At 67.1% G+C, this 20,500-nt stretch carries 20 protein-coding genes; 10 read left to right on the top strand and 10 right to left on the bottom strand.

Features of this window, described 5'->3' with window-relative positions; genetic code table 11:
• Positions 1–6: 6 nt before the first annotated feature.
• On the bottom strand, positions 7–711 hold the full coding sequence (locus AC5Y4Q_RS09605; RefSeq protein WP_064921589.1) for a TetR/AcrR family transcriptional regulator: 705 nt from the start codon (positions 709–711) through the stop codon (positions 7–9).
• 89 nt (positions 712–800) lie between these two features.
• Here AC5Y4Q_RS09605 and AC5Y4Q_RS09600 point away from each other — a divergent pair, with 89 nt between their 5' ends.
• The 3 genes from AC5Y4Q_RS09600 to AC5Y4Q_RS09590 are packed head-to-tail and all read left to right on the top strand — an operon-like array spanning position 801 to position 3,262.
• Positions 801–1,139 (top strand): DUF2563 family protein, encoded by a 339-nt coding sequence (locus AC5Y4Q_RS09600; protein ID WP_234786401.1) that lies wholly within the window; start codon positions 801–803, stop codon positions 1,137–1,139.
• The gene (locus AC5Y4Q_RS09595; protein ID WP_125225616.1) at positions 1,121–2,617 is read left to right on the top strand and encodes a putative alpha/beta hydrolase; all 1,497 of its coding nucleotides are present in this window, start codon (positions 1,121–1,123) and stop codon (positions 2,615–2,617) included. The genes AC5Y4Q_RS09600 and AC5Y4Q_RS09595 overlap by 19 nt, the downstream gene beginning before the upstream one ends.
• Entirely contained in the window at positions 2,618–3,262 is a 645-nt protein-coding gene (locus AC5Y4Q_RS09590) for a hypothetical protein (RefSeq protein ID WP_125225617.1), read from the top strand. It begins immediately after the preceding gene.
• Between the two features lie 7 nt (positions 3,263–3,269).
• On the opposite strand, the gene AC5Y4Q_RS09585 is transcribed toward AC5Y4Q_RS09590, so the two are convergent.
• Positions 3,270–4,178, bottom strand: coding sequence for an oxygenase MpaB family protein (locus tag AC5Y4Q_RS09585; protein WP_064923206.1), 909 nt, complete (start codon positions 4,176–4,178; stop codon positions 3,270–3,272).
• 68 nt (positions 4,179–4,246) lie between these two features.
• Between AC5Y4Q_RS09585 and AC5Y4Q_RS09580 the strand changes: the two genes are divergently transcribed.
• Positions 4,247–4,894: a TetR/AcrR family transcriptional regulator gene (locus AC5Y4Q_RS09580; RefSeq protein ID WP_109535724.1), complete on the top strand. Its 648-nt coding sequence runs from the start codon at positions 4,247–4,249 to the stop codon at positions 4,892–4,894.
• Here AC5Y4Q_RS09580 and AC5Y4Q_RS09575 read toward each other — a convergent pair.
• Positions 4,891–5,466 (bottom strand): VOC family protein, encoded by a 576-nt coding sequence (locus AC5Y4Q_RS09575; RefSeq protein ID WP_064923208.1) that lies wholly within the window; start codon positions 5,464–5,466, stop codon positions 4,891–4,893. The two genes, AC5Y4Q_RS09580 and AC5Y4Q_RS09575, sit on opposite strands and share 4 nt — an antisense overlap.
• A 90-nt stretch (positions 5,467–5,556) precedes the next feature.
• Here AC5Y4Q_RS09575 and AC5Y4Q_RS09570 point away from each other — a divergent pair, with 90 nt between their 5' ends.
• The 4 genes from AC5Y4Q_RS09570 (at position 5,557) to AC5Y4Q_RS09555 (ending at position 10,591) form a co-directional block, all read left to right on the top strand.
• Positions 5,557–6,207, top strand: a complete 651-nt coding sequence (locus tag AC5Y4Q_RS09570; protein ID WP_082952715.1) for a TetR/AcrR family transcriptional regulator — start codon at positions 5,557–5,559, stop codon at positions 6,205–6,207.
• A 46-nt stretch (positions 6,208–6,253) separates the two neighbouring features.
• The gene (locus tag AC5Y4Q_RS09565; protein ID WP_185746688.1) at positions 6,254–7,168 is read left to right on the top strand and encodes a 2-hydroxyacid dehydrogenase; all 915 of its coding nucleotides are present in this window, start codon (positions 6,254–6,256) and stop codon (positions 7,166–7,168) included.
• Positions 7,169–7,201: 33 nt separating this feature from the next.
• Entirely contained in the window at positions 7,202–9,400 is a 2,199-nt protein-coding gene (locus AC5Y4Q_RS09560; RefSeq protein WP_064923210.1) for an acyl-CoA dehydrogenase family protein, read from the top strand.
• A gap of 150 nt (positions 9,401–9,550) precedes the next feature.
• On the top strand, positions 9,551–10,591 hold the full coding sequence (locus AC5Y4Q_RS09555) for a TQO small subunit DoxD (protein WP_082952716.1): 1,041 nt from the start codon (positions 9,551–9,553) through the stop codon (positions 10,589–10,591).
• 80 nt (positions 10,592–10,671) lie between these two features.
• On the opposite strand, the gene fadD2 is transcribed toward AC5Y4Q_RS09555, so the two are convergent.
• Complete coding sequence (gene fadD2 / locus AC5Y4Q_RS09550; protein ID WP_064923212.1) at positions 10,672–12,342, bottom strand: long-chain-fatty-acid--CoA ligase FadD2; 1,671 nt, start codon at positions 12,340–12,342, stop codon at positions 10,672–10,674.
• Positions 12,343–12,401: 59 nt separating this feature from the next.
• Between fadD2 and ligD the strand changes: the two genes are divergently transcribed.
• Positions 12,402–13,640: a non-homologous end-joining DNA ligase gene (gene ligD / locus AC5Y4Q_RS09545; RefSeq protein WP_064923214.1), complete on the top strand. Its 1,239-nt coding sequence runs from the start codon at positions 12,402–12,404 to the stop codon at positions 13,638–13,640.
• On the opposite strand, the gene AC5Y4Q_RS09540 is transcribed toward ligD, so the two are convergent.
• Genes AC5Y4Q_RS09540 through AC5Y4Q_RS09520 form a run of 5 tightly spaced genes read right to left on the bottom strand, consistent with a single transcriptional unit; the run spans position 13,637 to position 18,729 of the window.
• A complete protein-coding gene (locus AC5Y4Q_RS09540; protein WP_064923216.1) occupies positions 13,637–14,758 on the bottom strand; it encodes a 3-ketosteroid-9-alpha-monooxygenase, oxygenase component in 1,122 nt (373 codons plus the stop codon). The genes ligD and AC5Y4Q_RS09540 overlap by 4 nt on opposite strands.
• A gap of 4 nt (positions 14,759–14,762) precedes the next feature.
• On the bottom strand, positions 14,763–16,424 hold the full coding sequence (gene casI / locus AC5Y4Q_RS09535) for a steroid-22-oyl-CoA synthetase (protein WP_065018820.1): 1,662 nt from the start codon (positions 16,422–16,424) through the stop codon (positions 14,763–14,765).
• On the bottom strand, positions 16,417–16,980 hold the full coding sequence (locus tag AC5Y4Q_RS09530) for a nuclear transport factor 2 family protein (RefSeq protein ID WP_064923220.1): 564 nt from the start codon (positions 16,978–16,980) through the stop codon (positions 16,417–16,419). Before AC5Y4Q_RS09530 ends, casI begins: the two co-directional genes overlap by 8 nt.
• A gap of 35 nt (positions 16,981–17,015) precedes the next feature.
• The gene (locus tag AC5Y4Q_RS09525; RefSeq protein ID WP_064923222.1) at positions 17,016–18,146 is read right to left on the bottom strand and encodes a PucR family transcriptional regulator; all 1,131 of its coding nucleotides are present in this window, start codon (positions 18,144–18,146) and stop codon (positions 17,016–17,018) included.
• A 10-nt stretch (positions 18,147–18,156) separates the two neighbouring features.
• A complete protein-coding gene (locus AC5Y4Q_RS09520; RefSeq protein WP_064923224.1) occupies positions 18,157–18,729 on the bottom strand; it encodes a TetR/AcrR family transcriptional regulator in 573 nt (190 codons plus the stop codon).
• 84 nt (positions 18,730–18,813) lie between these two features.
• Between AC5Y4Q_RS09520 and AC5Y4Q_RS09515 the strand changes: the two genes are divergently transcribed.
• Positions 18,814–19,695 carry an SDR family oxidoreductase gene (locus tag AC5Y4Q_RS09515; protein WP_064923225.1) on the top strand — a complete coding sequence of 294 codons (882 nt, stop codon included), beginning with the start codon at positions 18,814–18,816 and terminating at the stop codon, positions 19,693–19,695.
• Positions 19,696–19,711: 16 nt separating this feature from the next.
• Here the strand turns inward: AC5Y4Q_RS09515 and AC5Y4Q_RS09510 are convergent, their stop codons facing one another.
• Entirely contained in the window at positions 19,712–20,473 is a 762-nt protein-coding gene (locus tag AC5Y4Q_RS09510) for an SDR family NAD(P)-dependent oxidoreductase (protein ID WP_064923227.1), read from the bottom strand.
• Positions 20,474–20,500: the final 27 nt, after the last annotated feature.

Raw genomic sequence — 20,500 nt, 5'->3', positions numbered from 1 at the left:
CAGTTTTCAGGGCCGTTTGAGGGCCTCGACCACCGCGGTCAGCTCTTCGTCCGGGTCCAACACCAGCCCGATCGAGCGGGCGGCGCCGTCAAGGATGTACCAGATGATATCGGCCAGCGTTTCGGCCATCTGGGCGCGGGACCGGGTCGGCGGGGACTCCGTCAACCAACTCGCCAGCGTGGCATCCACCATGGTGACGACCACGAACGGCACGGACTCGAAGACCTCGCCGCCCACCCCGATTGCTTCGGCAACCGAGGAGATGATGTCGGCGCCGCGCACGGCGATGCGCCGCTTGAGTTCTTCGGTGGCGTCTTGTGAGCCCTCCAAAGTCGGTCCGCGGCGGGCGAATTCGTTGAGCCGCTGATGGTCGACCATCCAGTCGGCCACCGCCAGCACGGAACGGGTGAGGATCTGCCGCAGCGAACCGCTGGAGACGTCGAGCTTGGCGTCGAGCACTGCGGCGAAGTCGTCGACCAGATAGGAGCGGATCCGGCGCTCCAACTCGTCCTTGCCGCTGAACTGCCGGTAGATCACCGACTTGGCGACACCGGCGCGTTTGGCGATGGCCTGCACCGAGATGTCCGCGCCCGCAGGACTGTCCTCGATCACCTGCACCGCCGCACGCAGGATCTGGTTGCGGCGCTCCGCGTTGTGCTGCTGCCATCGCGCCTCATAGCCGCTCACCGCGGGCGTCGTGGCCGATGACATGGCGTTGAGCCTACCGGCGGACAACCCGGTATCCGCGGGATCATCGCCGGGTGAATTGACGCTGGCGGGGCCGGCTGCCAGAGTTGCCGATGACTGACCTGAGAGGGGTTCTGGTGTTTGTCGATCCGGCGATGCTGCGTTCGGGGGCGACGGATACCCATGGCGCCAGCGCACACGCCCAGGCCGGAGCGGCCCGGTTGAACCAGACCTTTGTCGCGACGGGCATTTTCGGCGGCTTCAGCGCCGCCGACGTCTTCCACGGCGCGCTATCTGCGACCCATGCCGAGCACATCACCTGCCTCAACGATCACCGCCGCACCCTGGCCGAGGTCGGCGACAAGGCGCACCTTGCCGCGCGCGAGTTCACCGGCATGGAACAGGGCAACGCAGCCGAACTTCGCGCGGTGCGGTGCAACTCCAGCACATAAACCCGGCGCTGCTGACCGAAGCGGCCGGCGGTGACCCGTGGCAGGTCAACAACACCCTGCAAAGCGGTAACCCGGCCGTCATCGACGAACTGGCGCAAGCGTTCCACGACGCCGGGTCCTGCACCGCCGAGGCCAGTGCCGCATTCGCCCAAGCCCGCCAACGGTTCCAAGCCGCCTGGAATCGAGAGAACGGCGACCACCCGATCAACGACTCCGCCGAAGTCCAGCGCGCCACCAATACCTTGCATCTGCAGCAGACCCAGCTGGCCGCGATCGGCACCGACCTGGAAACCATCGCCGCCGCGCTGGCCGAGGCCCAGAAGGCGGCGGCTGCGAAGATCAACGCGCTGCAGATCCAGCTCCAAGACATCGACAATCGCATCGGCATGTACCAGCAGGCGCAGCTCGACACCTCCGAACTGGAGCAGGTGGCGATCGACGACACCGCTGGCATCCTGCATCAACTCGAAAAGCTCCGCGACGACTACGCCGCAGTCCTACAAGACGCCACCAGCAAACTGCTCTCCAATGGCTACGAGCCGGCACCGCTGCACGGCTACGACGGCGACGGGCAACCCACCCAAGACCAACAAGCCGGTCGCGCTGCCGATGCCTACGGCACTACCGAGCGTGATCGCGACCAGCAATTGGTGGACAGTGCGGGCGAGATGACGCCCGAGAAGGCTGCAGCGGCCGCGCGGCTGCGGGACTACGCCACCGCTACCGACCCGGCCGCCGATCCGCAGGCCCGGCGCCTGGCCGGCGAGCGCCTCGAGGACTACCGGATGGCCAACTTCATCGGGCCGCTGCCGATGGACCCGGTGCTGGGTGGCGATGCACGGAGCAACGCCGCCAACCGGCTGGATCTGCAACGCCGCCTGGAATCCGGATCACTGGCCCCCTACCTTTCACCCATGACCCCGGACCAGGCCACCCGGGTCCTCGACGACGCCGAATCGGCTGCCCGCTCATTTGCGATCAACAGCTTCGCCGACCGCCTCCGCCGGGGCGGCGTCTCCGCCGGAGGTGTCCAACAGGCCATCACCGCCATCAAGAACGGGATGCCGCCCCGGGAGTTCTTCAACCAGCTTTCGAATGCAACTTCCGCTGTGGGTGGAGGCTTGGAGGCGCGCGGCGCGACTTTGCCTACCGGACGTCACACGCTCGATGGTCACGTGTTCTCGAAAGCGGATGCCGAGGCGCTGACGAAAGTCGGCAATGACTTGGGCCACGCGGCAACAGGACTCGACGGAGCACTGACTCTCATGGACATAAAGGCCGGCGAGATCTCGGCTCAACAAGGGATCGCGGAATTCGGCGGCCGCTTTGTGGGCGGTGAAGCCGGTGCGTGGGGCGCTGGACTGGCGATGTCCTTGGTGGGCGCCCCCGAGATCGTCGTGCCCGTCGTAGTGATCGGCGGAATAATCGGGGGCTCAAAAGCGGGACAAGAAATAGTCGATAGGATTTTGGGATACTAGATGAGCAATGGATTCATAGTTGCGGCTTGTGTGTGCATCGTGGCTGGAATCAGCGTGGACCGATTGAAAATGCCTCTGGAATCGCGGCGTCGTATTTACTGGTATCTTTCAGCCCTCGCCGCGATATTCGTAATCCTTGGCTCTTACAACGACTTGCAAATGCTCCTCGCGCTACTTCTTATCGTAATGCTGACGACGGTGGGCTCAGCATACGCGTTCACGCCGTACCTTCGGATTCGCGGCAGAATCTACGCCTTCCAACCAGTTCACATCAATGCCGAGTCCAAGGATGCAAGCGCCAATCTTCAACGTCACGAACTGATCGCCACCCCGGCGAAGATGTGGTGGATTGTCGCAGGACTCGCCCTCGCCTTCGACGCCGCAGTGTGCAGTTCGTTTCTTCCCGGTCGCGAAAGATTCAATTTTCACGACGATCGAGAGCTGATCCTGTATATGCTCGGCTTCTGCGTGTTGTTCAGCGTCGGGTTCGGCTACGGCGAAGCGAAGTTCAGCTATCCCATCGCGCGAGGCCAACGTCTCCAATTCGTCATCGCAACGATCTCCTCGGCCGGCCTGTTCGCCCTGCTGTACCTGACGTCCTACTACCTGACAGCATTAGCCAAGGGACGAAGCGCCGACGAGTGAACGCGCCTCACACCAGCGGCCGGCCCGTCCGCATCCGCCACCGCATGTCGGCCATCAAAGCGTTGAACGGGAAGCGCCGCAGCGGCCCCGGCGTCACATTGTTGATCATCCGCAGCAGTGCGATCAGCGCGTCGAACTGGCGCTGCTTGTTGGCGTCCCACGGCAGTCGCATTTCGTCCCGGAATCGTTGCGGCAGAAAGCCGGTGGTGACGAACAGCATCGGCCCCTCGACCAGTTTGTGCAGCGGGCCGGGTAGCGTCACCCCGCGCATCCGCACCGCGGCGATGCGATACAGGTAGTCGCGAACCGGGCCGTCGATGTGGATATTGGTGTCCAACTGGTCCTGCCAGTACTTGTCGAATGCCGCCCGGTCCGCCGGCCACAACTCCTCGTTCATCTGCAACGCGGTGCCGAAGACCTTGGCCTCCTGATAGTTCCGTTCGGCCAGCTCGTCGTCCATCTCGCCATAGAACATCCGGTACAGGTCGACCGAGCCCTTGTACAAACACGCCGCCACCCACAACTGCAGTTGCGGGTCGAAGGCGTTGTACTTGACCGGGCTGTCCTTGGTGGAGCGGACCTGACGATGGGAGCCGTCGACCGCTTTGGTGAACGCCTGCCGTTCGGCCTCACTGCCCAGCGCCACCACCGCCAGGTAGCCGATCGTGGTGCGGGCCCGCTTGAACGGGTGCAGATCCGCGCGACCGCTGTCGACCGCGCTCTCCAGCACCCCGTAGCCCACGCCGGGGCGGGCCAACTGCATGATCACGTTGGCCGAGCCGGCCAACAACGACAGGCCGAACATGCCGTCGGAGACGTTCCCGCCGTGTTGCTGCTTGGGAGCGCGGCGGCGGTTCGGGTCCGGCGGCGCGCTCACCGGGCGCTCCACCTGCTGAAGTACTGCGCTTGTTGCCATCGCCCACCCATCCAATTCTGAGAACGCGCGTTTCCTGATATTGCTCCGCGTTCGGCCTCGATGTCAAGATGTTCGGCATGGTCTCCGCCAACGTCTCGGGGGCGCGCCCGTACGGCGGGGTCGACGCTGCTGACCGGCGTGCGTCGCGCCGCGCCCGGCTCCTCGAGGCCGGGCTCGACCTACTCGGCGCCGACGTCCCGCAGATCGCTGAGCTGACCGTGCGCGGTATCTGCCGGCAGGCCGGCCTCACCGCCCGCTACTTCTACGAAAGCTTCGCCGACAAGGATGAGTTCGTCAGCGCTGTCTTCGACTCCGTGATCACCGACCTGGCCGCCAAGACGCAGGCGATCGTCAAGTCGGCGCCACCGGACCAGCAGACCCGGGCCGGCGTCGCGAACATCGTGCGAACCATCGCCGGCGACGCGCGGATCGGCCGGCTGTTGTTCGGAGTGCATCTGAGCAACGCGGTCGTGGTGCGTAAGCGGGTGGAATCCAGTGCGCTACTGGCGATGTTGTCCGGTCAGCACGCCGGCACTGCGCTGCGGCTGCCGGAGAACGACCGGATCAAGGCAGCCGGGCACTTCGTGGTCGGTGGGGTGGCCCAAACGATCAGCGCCTGGCTGGCCGGGGAAGTGCGCTTCAAGCCGGAACGGTTGATCGAGCAGTTGGCCGCACTGCTCGACAAACTGGGTGATCCGGCGCTGTATCGAGACTAGGTGGCCGCCGGAATCCGCCGGTCGGCTTGTGTCTTCGGCGTGACGTGCTCCACGTCGTCGGTGAACTCCTTTGTCCAGCAGGCGAATTCCAATGTGATCCCGTCCGGGTCGTGAAAGTAGAACGACCGCACGTAGACGCCTGGGTGCAGGGTGGCACTGACCTGGAAGTCGGACATGTCGTGGTTGAGGACGGGGCCGACACGGACTCCCTTGTCTTTGAGGCGCTGGCGATAGGCGTCGAACTTATCGGCGGGCACGTGGAACGCCAGGTGGTTCATGGTGCTCACCGCGCTGGTGATCTCACCGACGCCCGGGATAGCGGCCGGCGACGAGATCCCCGGTACGCGGTCGGGCGCGTCGGCGAACCAGAAGAACGCGACACAGTCGCCGTTGCCGGCATCGAAGAAGAAGTGCTGGCCCATCCCGCCGGGCAGGTCAAGTGACTTGATCAGTGGCATGCCGAGCACATTGCTATAGAAGTCGACGGTGCGCGCCATGTCGGCGCAGACCAGCGCGACGTGGTTGATCCCGCTGATCTCGAACTCGGTGTTGACACCGTGCGGTTTGATCATCGCGACTCCCTCTGGTCAGCACCCGGATCTGAATCTAACATCAGATTTAGTTATGTTCCAGACCCAGCAGCGATAGGAATCGGTGATTCGGTGTCGGCCCTTTCCGAGCAGGCGACTCCCCGCGAGCCGTTACCCACCCAACGGGGCCGGCGCACCCAGGCTGCTATCGATGCGGCCGCGCGCACGGTGATCGCGCGCAAAGGGGTGCTGGCCACCACCATCGCCGATATCACGGCCGAGGCCGGCCGGTCGGCTGCGTCGTTCTACAACTACTACGACTCCAAAGAGGCGATGGTCCGGGAGTGGGCACTGCGGTTTCGCGACGAGGCCGGTGAGCGGGCATCCAGCGCCGTGCGCCACGGCCTCTCCAACCGGGAGCGGATCGAGCAGGCCGCCGCCGCGCACTGGCATACCTACCGCCACCGACTGGCCGAGATGGTCGGGGTCTCGCAGCTGGCGATGATCAACGACGACTTCGCCCGCTATTGGGCGGAGATCTGCGCGGTACCAGCGGGTTTCATTACCGAAATGGTGAAACGCGCCCAAGCCGAGGGCTACTGTGCCGATGACGACCCGGAACTGCTCGCGGTGGCGATCGTGTCGATGCTCAACCAGTTCTGCTACGTCAAATTGGCCGCGTCACGTCCGGCGGGTTCCGAGCCTGACGACGTGGACGACGCCGCCTGTATCCGCACCCTGGCCAACGTGTTCTATCGGGCCATCTACGCCGAGGAAGGATAAGCCGACGGTGGCGCTGAGAGTGCTGGCGCATTTCGCCCCCGGCCCGATGGTTCGCGACTACGTTGCGCCCGAGTCTGATTGGCTGGACATCCGGTGGTGCGCCGCCGACGACTCCCTCACCTTCCGGCGCGAACTTCCTGAGGCGGAGGTGATCTGGCATGTGCTGCGGCCGCTGTCCGGGGAGGAGCTACGCAGCGCGCCGAAACTGCGGCTGGTGCACAAATTCGGCGTCGGGATCAACACCATCGACGTCGACACCGCCACCGCCTGCGGCATCGCGGTGGCCAACATGCCCGGCGCCAACGCGGCCGCGGTGGCCGAAGGCACCGTGTTGCTGATGCTAGCGGTGCTGCGCCGGTTGCTGCCGTTGGATCGCGCGACCCGCCAGGGCCGCGGCTGGCCCACCGATCCCGACCTTGAGCGCTGCCGCGACATCGGCGGCTGCACCGTCGGCCTGGTTGGTTACGGCAGCATCGCCCAGCGGGTGGCCGGAATCGTGACCGCCATGGGCGCGGACGTCGTGCACACCAGCACCGGCGACGACGGTCGGCCCGGCTGGCGGCCGCTGCCGGATCTGCTGGCCGAAGCCGACGTCGTGTCGCTGCACGTGCCGCTGACGGCGGGGACTCAGGGCTTGATCGACCGCGCCGGGCTGGCGCGGATGAAGCCGGAGGCGGTGCTGATCAACACCTCCCGCGGCGGCGTCGTCGACGAACCGGCCCTGGCCGAGGCGCTGGCCAGCGGACGGCTGGCGGGCGCGGGCCTCGACGTGTTCGCCGTCGAACCGGTCGGCACCGACAACCCCCTGCTCGGCCTGGACAACGTGGTGCTCACCCCGCATGTCAGCTGGTACACCGCCGACACCATGCAGCGCTATCTGAGCGCGGCGGTCGACAACTGCCGCCGGCTGCGAGAGGGCCAACCCCTGACCCACGTCGTCAACCAACCGACCGGTTCGTAGATTGGTCACAACGTACCCACCGAAAGGCGCATCATGCCCATAGCGATCACTTCTGAACACCAGGACCTGGCCGATTCCGTACGGTCCCTGCTGACCCGGGCGGCGCCCTCCGAGATGCTGCACGCGGCGATGGACACGCCGATCGAGAATCCGCCGCCGTACTGGCGGGCCGCCGCCGAGCAGGGCCTGGCCGGGGTGCACCTGTCCGAGCAGGCCGGCGGGCAGGGTTTCGGCATCCTGGAGCTGGCGGTGGTACTGGCGGAGTTCGGCTACGGCGCCGTGCCGGGCCCGTTCGTGCCGTCGGCGATCGCCAGCGCCCTGATCGCCGCCCACGACCCGGCCGCCGCCGAGCTGGCCGGCCTGGCCACCGGCGAGGTCATCGCCAGCTACTCGCTCAGCCCGGGATTGACGGCCACCGCGCACGGCGACGGATTGGTGATCCGCGGTGAGGCCCGCGCCGTCGCAGCGGCAGCCCAGGCCTCGTTGCTGGTGCTGCCCGTGGCGATCGACAGCGGCGAAGCGTGGGTGGTGCTGGGCGCCGACCAACTCGAGATCGAACCGGTGACCAGCGTGGACCCGCTGCGCCCGATCGCCCACGTGCGGGCCAACGGCGTCGAGGTCGCCCGGGCGGCCGTCCTGAGCAACCTCAGCCAGGCGCGGGCACACGCGCTGATCGCCACCCTACTGTCCGCGGAAGCGGTCGGGGTGGCCCGGTGGGCGACCGACACCGCTGCCGAGTACGCCAAGATCCGCGAACAGTTCGGCCGGCCGATCGGTCAGTTCCAGGCCATCAAGCACAAGTGCGCCGAGATGATCGCCACCACCGAGCGGGCCACCGCCGCGGTGTGGGATGCCGCCCGGGCGATCGACGAGGCCGACAAAAGCGGTTGGGACGCCGCCGGTTCCACGGTGGCATTCGCCACGGCGGTCGCGGCCACCCTGGCCCCGGAGGCAGCGCAACACTGCACCCAGGACTGCATCCAGGTGCACGGCGGGATCGGCTTCACCTGGGAGCACGACGCCGGCGTCTACTACCGGCGGGCGCTGATCCTTGCCGCCTCCTTCGGCCGCCGCGCCGACTACCCGCAGCAGGTCCTCGACACCGCCACCGCCGGTGGTATGCGCAAGATCGACATCGACCTGGACCCCGAAACCGAGAAGCTGCGCGCCGAGATCCGCGCCGAGGTGGCCGCCCTCAAAGCCATGCCGCGCGAGCAGCGCACGGTGGCGATCGCCGAGGGCGGCTGGGTGCTGCCCTACCTCCCGAAGCCGTGGGGACGGGCCGCCGAACCGATCGAGCAGATCATCATCGAGCAGGAATTCTCCACCGGTCGAGTGCGCCGCCAGGGCATGGGTATCGCGGCATGGCTGATCCCGTCGATCGTGGCGTTCGGCACCGACGAACAGAAGCAGCGCTTCCTGCCACCGACGTTCCGCGGCGAAATGGTGTGGTGCCAACTGTTTTCCGAGCCCGGCGCGGGTTCGGACCTGGCCAGTCTCACCACCAAGGCCACCAAGGTCGACGGGGGGTGGCGGATCAGCGGCCAGAAGATCTGGACGTCGGCCGCGCAGTTCTCTGCCTGGGGAGCGCTGCTGGCACGGACCGACTCCTCGGTTCCCAAACACGATGGCATCACCTACTTCCTGCTGGACATGAAAAGCGAAGGCGTGACGGTCAGTCCGCTGCGCGAACTCACCGGCGGGGCGATGTTCAACACGGTGTTCATCGACGACGTGTTCGTCCCGGACGAGTTGGTGCTCGGCGAGGTGAACCGGGGCTGGGAGGTCAGCCGCAACACGCTGACGGCCGAACGGGTCTCGATCGGCGGCTCTGAGATGCCGTTTTTGGCGAGCCTCGACGGGTTCGTGGAGTTCATGCGCGACGGCCAGTTCGACCAGGGCGAGCACCGTCGAGCCGGCGAGCTGATCGCCGAGGGTCACGCCGCCAAGCTGCTCAATCTGCGCTCGACCCTACTGACGCTGGCCGGACGCGATCCGATGCCGGCGGCGGCGGTGTCGAAGTTGCTGTCGATGCGCACCACCCAGGGGTACGCCGAGTTCGCGGTGGGGACATTCGGCGGCGACGCCGCGATCGGCGACCGCGAGCAGTTGCCGGGCAAGTGGGCCGAATACCTGCTGATGAGCCGTGCCACAACGATTTACGGCGGCACATCGGAGGTTCAGCTCAACATCATCGCCGAGCGGCTGCTGGGGCTGCCCCGCGACCCGTAAGTTCCGCGAGCAGTCGCGAAAGCCCCCAAATTCCAGCAGATTTGGCGGCTTTCGCTGGCGATACCCCGCTGGGGACTGCTCGGCGCAAGAGGATCGCGCTGCTAGCATGGCGGGCGGGATCCCAAGAAGCCATAGCCTCAGGACTGCCACGTGACTGCTGACACCGTCGACGAAGCCAGGATCACCGACCGCCATTTCACTACCGCCGCCCTCTTTGCATTGCCGGTCCGGCTCGTCATCGGATGGACCTATTTCTCCGCGTTTTGGCGTCGCGTCGGTCTCGCCGACAAATTGAATCCAGACCTACCCGGATACGTCGGCGAGAAGTTCAACCACTTTCTACCGAACGCACTGGGCATCGGCCCGATTATCGAATACCTGCTGACCCACCCCGGCCTGCTGGCCGTGGCGATGACGGCCTTCACCATCGTGGAAGGCATCGTCGGGTTCTGCGTGATCCTCGGCCTTTTCACCAGGATCATGAGCTTGGCCGTCTTGGGATTGGCGTTCGGCATCCTGCTCGGCGCCGGGTGGCTGGGCACCACCTGCGTCGATGAGTGGCAGATCGGCATCCTCGGGGTGGCGTGCGGGCTCATGCTGTTTTTGAGCGGCGGCGGACGTTACTCCCTAGATGGTGTTCTTGCCGACCGGCTTCCGACACTGGCGCAGCGAAAATGGCTGTGCTGGTTGGCGTCCGGCGAGATCAGCGTCCGCAAGCCGGCGGTCCTTGCCGGCTCGGGGGCCGTCCTGGCGTTGGCGTTGTTCACCAACCAGCATTTCCACGGCGGGCTGTACGGCCCGCTGCACAACAAGTCCGTCGCGCCACTCATCGAGATCACCGATGCCCACGTTGTCGGAAACAGCCTGCAATTCCAGGTGTTCCGCACCGAAGGCGTCGACGTGTACGGCTCCTTCCTGATCGGCGTCAGCGTCCGCGACGACAGCACCGGCGATACCGTCGTGCAGCTGGACGGCACTCAGCTGAGTCGGCTGCCCGAGGCGGCGATAGCCAACCGCTACATCGCCAAGGTAAAGCCGGGCGCGCACAGCCTGGTGATCCCGTTGGGCGCGAAAGCGCAACTGACGATTCCCACCGAGAAAACCCGGTGGGATGCCACCCACCGGTACACCCTCGTACTCACCGATATCAGCGGCGCCACTTGGGAACAGGCAGTCAGCCTCGGCGCGTGAGAGTGCCGCGAGCGGGCGCGGTTGTGCGCAAACACCGGCGTGGCGGTGGACAAACACGCGCGCTCGCGCCAGCGAAGCGGCTACATGTCGCGGAGTTCGCGCTTCAGAATTTTCCCGGTCGGGTTGCGCGGCAACTCGTCGAGGAACACCACCTCGCGCGGCACCTTGTAGCGGGCCAGGTGTTCCTTGACGTACACCTTGATGGCGTCCTCGTCGACGCTGGAGCCTTCCTTCTTGACCACGAAGGCACGCAACCGCGCACCCCATTCCTTGTCTTCGACTCCCAAAGCCGTGGCCTCGATGACATCGGGATGCCCACTGATCAAGTCTTCGACTTCGGCTGGGAAGACGTTCTCGCCGCCGGAGACGATCATCTCGTCGTCACGGCCGCTGACATAAAGCAGGCCCCGCTCGTCGAAGTAGCCGACGTCGCCCGAGGACAACAGCCCGTCGATGATCTGTTTGCCGCCGCCGCCGGTGTAGCCCTCGAACGGGAAGAAGTTGCCGACGAAGATCCGCCCGACCTCGCCCCGCGGCAGCTCGTGGCCGTTGTCGTCGAGGATTCTGACCTTGACGCCCTTGACCACCTGTCCCACCGTCGCCGGGTTGTACTGCAGGTCGGCCGGGTCGGCGATGGTGGCAAACGCCACCTCGGTGGAGCCGTACATGTTGTAGATCACCGGCCCCAGGTCCTTCATCGCGCGGGTCGCCAACTCGGCTCCGAGCTGTGAACCGGAGACGAACACGATCCGCAGATGTGACAGGTCCGGTTTGGGGCTGGTCTTCTCCAGCTGGTCGAGGATCCGCGACAACATGACCGGGACGACGACCATCCCGGTCACCTTGTGCTTCTCCAGGTCCTCGAGCACGGTGGCCGGCTTGAAGCGGCGCCGCAACACCAACGTCGAGCCGAAGAACATCGCCAGGGTGCCATGCAGGTAGCCCAGCGCGTGGAACATCGGCGACGGCAGCGACGTCACCTCCCCGGCTCGGAACGGGACGTGCGACAGGATCCCGCCGATCGGGGCCAGCGTGGGCGGGGTGCTGCGATTGGCGCCCTTGGGGGTGCCGGTGGTACCGGAGGTCAAGATGATGATCGAGGCGTGCTTGCTGACCTTCGGTGCCGGCGCTTTGCTGCTACGGGCGATCAGCTGGGCCAGCGTCTCATCGGTGCTGCCGGACGGTTCGCTGGAGTCGGGATTGACCCCGAGCGCCCGCAGTTTGCCCAGGGGCGGGTCGGCTTGCGCGACCGCGGCGGTGTACTCGTCGTCGTAGATGATCAGTTTGGCGCCTTCGCGTTCGGAGACGTCCTTGATCTGCGGGCCGGAGAACTCGCTGTTGAGCAGGATCAGCCGGGCACCGACTCGGGCGCAGCCGTAGTTGGCGATCAGAAACCAGCGGTGGTTGCGGGCCAGGATCGCCACCCCATCGCCGCCGCGCACACCCATCGCGACCAGGCCGTTGGCCACCGCGTTGGCAGCGTCGTCGAGCTCTTTGAAGGTGATACTGCCGTCGTCGTCGATGACCGCAAGACCATCGGGGTTACGGCGGGCATTGAGGGCCGGAATCATCCCCAACTCGCCCCATCGGGCACCGTCGGCGATCGCGTTGGCAATGATTCGCGGCGACTCGATTTTCAAGGCACCGGATTCGATGACCTTGCGCAGATAGTGCAGCTCGGCGCTACCGCGTTCCAGGTAGCGGCCGAGCACGTTGACGGCCTGACCGGGCAGGTCGGTGAGCTTTGCCATGGAGCAACCTTATGTGACTCAGGTCGCTGCCGGGCAGCGGATTCGGCCTGATCGTTAGCATGGCTTCCATGGCCGGCGGGTTGTCGCTGGAGGCGGCGGGACACCGGGTGGCGGTTACCCACCCGGACAAGGTGGTGTTCCCCGGCCGTGACGGCACCGCCGCGCGCACCAAACTGGACCTGATCCACTACTACCTGGCGGTGGCCGACGGCGCGCTGCGCGGAGTGGCCGGGCGGCCGATGATCCTCAAACGCTTCGTCGACGGCATCGACGCCGAAGCCATCTTTCAGAAGCGGGCACCGGCCAAGCGTCCCGATTGGGTGTCGGTCGCCGAACTGCGCTACGCCTCGGGCCGGTCAGCGCAGGAGGTCGTCATCGACGATGCGGCCGGGCTGGCCTGGGTGGTCAACCTGGGTTGCGTGGATCTCAACCCGCACCCGGTGCTCGCCGGCGACCTGGACCACCCCGACGAGCTGCGGGTCGATCTCGATCCGATGCCCGGCGTCGACTGGCCCCAGATCGTCGAAGTGGCCCTGTTGGCCCGCGAGGTGCTGGCCGATCACGGCTTGACCGCCTGGCCGAAGACCTCCGGGTCCCGGGGCATGCACATCTACGCCCGGATCGCACCCCGCTGGGAGTTTCCGCAGGTGCGGCTGGCCGCACAGGCGGTGGCCCGGGAGATCGAGCGGCGGGCACCGCAGTTGGCCACCAGCCGATGGTGGAAAGAGGAGCGGCACGGCGTGTTCGTCGACTTCAACCAGAACGCCAAGGACCGCACGGTCGCCTCGGCCTACTCGGTGCGCGCCACCGCCGATGCCCGGGTGTCCACACCGCTGTTTTGGGACGAGGTTGCCGACGCCGATCCGGCGGCCTTCACCATCGCCACAGTGCCGCACCGGTTCACGCAGATCGGCGATCCCTGGGCGGGTATGGACGACGCCGTCGGGGAGTTGGGGCCGCTGCTGGAGCTGGCCGACAAGCAGGGTCCAGCGGAGAAAGCGCCCAAGGGGACCCGCAAGAACGCTGGCGGGCGCCGCACCTCACCGCTGCCGTTGATCGAGATCGCCCGCACCAAAACCAAAGACGAGGCGCTGGCCGCCTTGGACATATGGCGAGAAAAGCACGCCGCGGCGGCCAAACGGTTGGCGCCGGAGGACGTACTGGTCGACGGCATGCGCGGACCGAGTTCGATCTGGTACCGGATCCGGATCAACCTGCAGCACGTCCCGGCCGGGCAACGCCCGCCGCAGGAGGAGTTGATCGCCGACTACAGCCCCTGGGAGGGGCGGCAACGTTAGCGGGCCGCCAGATTCGCGGCGACCTCTTTCTCCCAGTGACTGAACGCGTGGGTGGTGTCGACCTCCACCTCGAACCGGTCGGTCATGTCGGCGGTGACGTCGGCGGTATCGACGTAGAACTGCTGGTACCAGCGGCGCAGCTGATACACCGGGCCGTCGTCGTCGGTGAGCAGCGGGTTCTCCACGGGCGCCTTGTGCTTCCAGATCTCGACGTCTTCGAGGAAGCCGGTACCGAAGGAGCGGCCCATCGCCGCGGCGAGTTTGGTGGCCCGCTCCGGCGGCAGGTTCGGCATCTGCTGCACCGCGACGCCCCACTGCAGCACGAACGAGTCCTGCGTGACCGGATAATGACTGTTGATCAGCACGATCTCGGCGGTGAAGTCCGGGGCGAGGTCGTTGTGCAGCCAATTGATCATGTACGCCGGCCCGAAGTACGTCGCCTCGGAGCGCAGGTAGGTGCCCACCCACAGCTTGTCGGCGCCCGGCGAGTCCGGCCGGACCTTGCTCTCCATGAACTGACTGGCGCAGGGGCCGTCAATCACGTTCTTGAAGTAGGTCGGATAGGAGTGGTGGATATAGAAGAAGTGCGCCATGTCGACGACGTTGTCGATGATCTCGCGGCAGTTGGCGCCCTCGATCAGCACCGAGTCCCACTGCCACGGCGACCAGAGTCCGGCGTCCATCCCCTCGATCTGCGGTGGGGTCAGCTCCGGCGGGGGTGTCGAGCCCTCCGGGTCGTGCCAGACCAGCAGCTGGCCGTTGACCTCGCAGGTGGGCCAGCGCCTGGTGCGCGCCATCCGCGGCGGTCGCTTGGCGTAGGGCACCTCGACACATCGGCCGGTCGAGCCCTGCCAACGCCAGTCGTGGAATGGACACGCCAGGGTGTCACCTTTGACGGTGCCCCGGGACAAGTCGGCGCCCATATGCCGGCAGTAGGCGTCGAGCGCATGAATGTCACCGCCGGTGTCGGCGAACACCACCAGCCGGGTACCAAAAGCGTTGATGCCGTGCGGTTCACCGTCCCGGAAGGTCTCGGCTAACCCCAGGCAGTGCCATCCCCGGGCATAGCGGGTCCTCGGCGTACCGTAGTCCAGCTCGCGGATCGCACAGTCAGTCATCGCTTCACCCCTCGCCTCGCAGATAACTTTGCCGCCCATAGGACACGAATTCGGTGTCCAGGGACCGCTTGTCGTCGTCGGTCATCCGGGCGTAGACCGGCGCACCCCGGCCGACCCAGCGGTATACCGGGTCGTCGGTGTGCCAACATTGTTGCTGCAGTTCGCGTTTGAGCACTTTGTTCGACCCCGTCACGGGCAGGCCGGCCGAGATCCGCAGGAACCGCGGGGTGCCTTTGCTGCCCAGGTCGGGCTGGTCAGCCAGGTAGGCGGCGAACTCCGCCACGTCGAAGCTGCCGGGGTCGGCGACCTCGACCGCTCCCATGACCTGGTCACCGGATCGCGGGTCGGGGACCGCGTACACGCCGGCGCTGATCACCAGGGGATGCCGTCGCAGCACGCGTTCGATGGTCAGCGCCGAGGTGTTCTCCCCGTCGACTCGGATCCAGTCGCCGCGCCGGCCGGCGAAGTACAAGAAACCGGCCTCATCGCGGTAGCCCAGATCGCCGGTCCAGTACCAGCCGTCGCGAATCTTTTCGGCGTCCGCGTCGTCGTTCTTGTAGTAGCCCTCGAAGTCACGGGCTCCGGTCTTGTCGACGATCTCGCCGACCGCGTCGTCGGCGTTGGCCACCCGGCCGTGCTCGTCCAGGACGGCCCGGGCGCACTCGGCGCGGGTCTGCGGATCGACGACGGCGATGCCCGCGTGCGCCGGACGGCCCAACGCTCCGGGCGGTGCCGCCGGGTCGGGCATCGCGGCGTTGCCGCCCTCGCTGGAGCCGTAGCCCTCATGCAGCACGGCGCCGAACCGGCGCAGGAACTCCGCCTGATCCTGCGGTGATGCCTCGGTGCCGAAGCCACGGACCAGGGTGTTGTCGGCGTCGTCGGGACGCTCCTCGGTGGCCAGCAGATAACCCAGTGCCTTGCCGACATAGGTGAAGAACGTCGCACCGAAGTAGCGCACGTCGGGCAGGAACCGCGACGCCGAGAACTTCGGCGTCAGGCAGACCGTGGCCCCGTTGGCCAGCGCCGGCGCCCACAGCGCCATGATGGCGTTGCCGTGGAACAGCGGCATGCAGCAGTAGTCGACATCGGTGCGCACGTGGCCGAATTTGGTGGTGGCCATCTCGGCGATCCGGGCCAGTCGGCCCTGGCTGCATTTGACCGCCTTGGAAGCGCCGGTCGTGCCCGAGGTGAACAACAGCAACATCAGCGACTCCGGCCCCACCCCTGGTGCGGCGGACGGCTCCCCCCGGTGTTGCTCGACCAACGCGGCGTAGCCGGGCTCGTCGACGACGAGGATGCGCTCGCAGTCCAGGCCGTGGTCCAGGCCGCGCAGCCGCTCGGATCCGGCGGTGTCGGTGACGATCAACTGACAGTCCGCGTGGCGGATCTCCGCCGCCATGTCGGCGTCGCCGCGGGTGGGGTTGACGCCCACGATGACCCCGCCGGCCAAGGCGCCGGCGCCGAGCCAGAAGACGAAATCTGGCAGGTTGTCCAGCAGGATGCCGATGTGAAACGGCCCGTCCCGGCGCAGCGCCGCTGCCAGTGCGGCGCGCGCAGCCGATTCGCGCACCACGTCGTCCCAGGTCCAGTCGCGCTCCCGGGTGCGCAGCCCCAGGTGGGGGTCGCCGAGTCTGTCGAGCAGCATGCCCGCGATGTCGTTAGGCATTCGCCGCGGGCGCGTGAACGAGGTCGATGTATTGCTGGGGAAGATCCTCCCGGGCCACCGGGGTCACGCTGCGCACGCCGGCGAAGTAGGAGTCCTCACCGACGATCTTCCCGTCGGCGTCGAGCGGCCACAGCAGCACCTGCCGGTACACCACCAGGTAGTCGGCGTCGGGATCCTCGACCTCCACCCCGAGAATGGCGGTGGCCAGGGCGCCCGGGTACAGCTGCTTCATGTCGCCCTCGGTCACCACGCAGTCGTCGTCGACGACCAGCCGGTCGATGGCGAACTCCAGCACGTTGGTGCGGGTCGCCATGAAGTTCGTGTAGTAAGTGCGCACGCCGTCGGTGGTCTTCGGACCGACATCCTGACCGCCCATCCAGAAGTGGTAGTCCGGCTCGGCGCTCAGCGTGCCCATCACCTGGTCGAGGTCTGGCGCAGCCTCGCCCTTCATGTGTTCGATCACCACTTCCAGGGCGGCCCGGTGGCGCGCGTTGGTGGTTTCGGCCAACCGCTTCTCCAGGGGGGCCCAGGTCCGGCTGGGGTCGATGACGGCCACGGTTCACAACTCCTTCTGTTAGGTGGTGATCATCATCACTGCATCCACCGACCCCGGTCATCCGCCATACGTCTGGTGAATGACCGATATTGCCCGACGCCTGTCGGTTCCGTGGTGGCGAGCTCGGCCGACGAGAGCGCGATGCGCCGCACGATGAGCACCAGGGTGGCCGTAAACCGATCGATGGGGTCGGCCAGATCCCAGCCCATCGCCGACTCGACGCGAGCGATGCGCGCTGCCACCGTGCTGTGGTGCAGGTGCAGCTGGGCGGCGGTGCGGCGCAGCGAGCCGAGCACGCAGAACGCCTCGGTGGTGTCGACGTCGTGCGCACCGGACGGTTTCGAGGCGATCGCGTTGATCCGTGCCACATCGTGGTGCCGCAGGACCTGCTCGGACGGCAAGTCGGCCAGCAGCTCCAGGACGCTCAGACGTTCGTAGGCGACCGCCCGCCGCCCGTAGTGGGTGGACGACGCGAAGCGCAGGCCCCGTTGCGCCTGTCGCCATGACGCCGGCGCCCCGAACACCGTGGTCTTGGCGCCGATCCCGACCCATGGTCCGCGCCCGACCTGCGCGGGCAGCGGCGGCGGGAAAGCCGCAATGATCGCCGCATCCAGGCGATCCGACAAGGTCCGGGCATCCTCGGAGCTGTAGCACAGCAACGCGGTGTCGGCACCGATCGCGACCGAGCGCACCGGTTGGTCACCCAGTTCGCGCATCACCACGCGTAGCGCCTCGGCCGGCGATCCGGCCGACACCGCCAGCACGCGGACCTCCCGGGTCTCGTCGAGGCCCAGCAGTCGGATGGCGCGTGCCCTCTCGGCGGGTAATTCGTTGTCGGACAACACCAATTCCAACAGTGCGGGATCACCCAGCCGGACGGTCGATCCCGACCTAGACGCCGCCAGGCGCAGCGCGTGCCGCACCCGATCGAGCAGGACCGCCTCGAGCGGGTGCGCTGTGCTGCCGGCACGCTCCAGCCAGACCTCGGGCTGGGTTGCCGATTTCCACCGCGCACCCACCGGGCATTCCGCGATTGACTCGGCCGCCTGGAGCACCACGTCGGCGTCGGCGCCCGCCTCGACCAGTGCATCGAAATGCGCAACGATCTGCAGGACCGCCTCGGCACCGGAACCCAGCTCGGACAGCCGGAGCGGATCAGGGCCCATCTACCGCAAGCTACCCGAGAGCTGTTATCGCCGCGCGCAACTCATGCAGCGCTTCGCACGCGAGGTCCCCGAGGTCCCGCGTTTCGCCCGGCTCGGCCCACTGCGCGTACGCCGTCTTGAGCGCCAGCGCTCCGAGTTCGGCGGCCACGACCGCAGTCTGCTCGGAGACCCCGCGCTCCCGAAGGGCCTCGGCCATGGCGGCGGCCAGCCCGATCTGCTTGAGCGCATTACGTTCCTGAAGTTCCGCGCTGGTAGCGATAGCAGCCTTGAGCTTGGGAGCGCGCTCGCGCTTCTGCGGTGTGAACGCCGAGCCGGCAGACCGCAGCCCGGAGCAGACGGCGCTCAGCGGCGCGGCGTCCGCGGGCGCAGCCGCGATGCCCTCGGCGAGGAGCCGGCCGATCGCTTCCTGGCCGGCCACCAGCACGTCGCGCTTATCGGGGAAATGCCGGAAGAATGTGCTCTTGGTCAGCCCGGCGCGTTCAGAGATCTGCGCGACGGTGGTGTCGTCAAACCCCTGCTCGTTGAAGAGGTCCAGTGCCGCGGCGACCAACCGTTCGCGGGCGTCCGGTTGCCAGCGGGCCATGACCCTCATAGTAGTGATGCGACTTTGGTCCCATCACGCTGTAGGGTGATGGGACACCTATCCCATCACCGATCGGAGCTGCCCATGCGGGTTTTCGTCACCGGAGCCAGCGGAGGAATCGGCTCGGCCGTCGTCACCGAACTCGTCGCCGCAGGCCACCAGCCTGTCGGACTCGCCAGATCCGACGCGTCCGCCGCCCTCCTCAGGCGCCTGGGCGCCGAGGCGGTCTTTGGCGGCCTGGCCGACCTCGAGATCCTGCGGAAGGCCGCCGACGCCGCCGACGGCGTCATTCATCTGGCTTTCTCCAACGACTTCACCAACCTCGAGGCCAGCATCGAGGCCGAGGCCGGCGCCGTCGCGGCCCTGGGTGATGCTCTGGTCGGCACCGGCAAGCCCCTGGTGCTAGCGGCGGGCACCCCCGCGGTGCCGGGCCGGGCCAGCACCGAGGACGACCCGCCAGTCACGGAGGGCCCGATGGGCGGACGCGGTCGCACCGCCCAAGCCGTCCTGAAGCTGGCCGAACACGGTGTGCGCTCGGCGCTCGTGCGACTGCCGCGGTCGGTGCACGAGGCCGGCGGGCGGTTCGGCTTTGCCAGCATGCTGATCGCGGCCGCACGCCGTACCGGCATTTCGGGCTATGTCGGCGATGGCACCCAGCGCTGGCCAGCGGTGCATCGCCTCGACGCGGCACGGCTTTTCCGGATCGCCCTGGAAGACGCCCCCGCCGGTTCGGTCTTGCATGCGGTGGCCGACCAGGGCGATCCGATGCGTGCGATCGCCGAAGTGATCGGCGACCAGCTTCAGCTCCCGGTCCAACCCGTCGCGGCGGAGTCCTACGGCGTGCTCGGCGCGATCTTCGCTCTCGACCAGCCCTCCTCCAGTGCGCTCACCCGTGCACGGTTCGACTGGCAGCCGAGCCATCCCAGCTTGCTCGACGACCTGCGGGCGGGCGGCTATCCGGACTGACCGTCGCGGCCCAGCCTCAGTTGATCGTGAAGCCCCCGTCGACCGCGATGGTCTGTCCCGTGACGTAGCCACCGGCATCCGAGGCAAGCCACAGTACCGACGCGGCGAGGTCTTCGGGGTCGCCCATCCGGCCCAGCACAATTCGGTGCGCGACGCTGTCCAGGTAGCCCGGACGGTACTGCTCGGTCATCTCGGATTCGAAGAAGCCCGGTGCGATCGCGTTGACCCGGATGCCTTTCCGGCTCCCCCACTGCTGGGCGAGATCGCGGGTCAGGCCGATGAGTCCGGCCTTGCTCGCGGCGTACGCCGCTTGCGGCAGCCCCGCGGTGGTCAATCCCAGAACGCTGGAGATGTTGACGATCGACGAGCCGGGCTGCATCACCCGCCCGCATGCCTGGGCAGCCCAGTAGGCCCCATTGAGGTTGATGTCGATCACCTCCCGGAACTGCTCCGGGGTCTCCCGGGTGGCGGGGCGCGCCGTTCCGATGCCGGCGTTGTTGATCAACACATCGACCCGCCCGAACCGCTCGATCGCTGCCTCCACCATGGCGGTCGCGGCATCCGGGTCAGCGATATCGGTCGCCACCGGCAGGGCCGCGCGTCCGGTGGCGGCTACCAGTTCGGCCGCCTGCGCGAGCTTGTCCACTCGCCGCGCTGCCAGCACGACGTCCGCGCCGGCCTCGGCAAATGCCTTGGCGAAATACACGCCGAGACCCGACGACGCCCCGGTCACCACGGCGACCTTGCCGTCCATGCGGAACTTGTCCAGTACGCTCACCCGACTCACCTTTCTCGGACTTTTGGG

This window comes from Mycobacterium sp. NGS16, from assembly GCF_059813225.1.
Note: the sequence above shows the minus strand (reverse complement) of the source record. Positions and strands in the feature narration are given on the sequence as shown.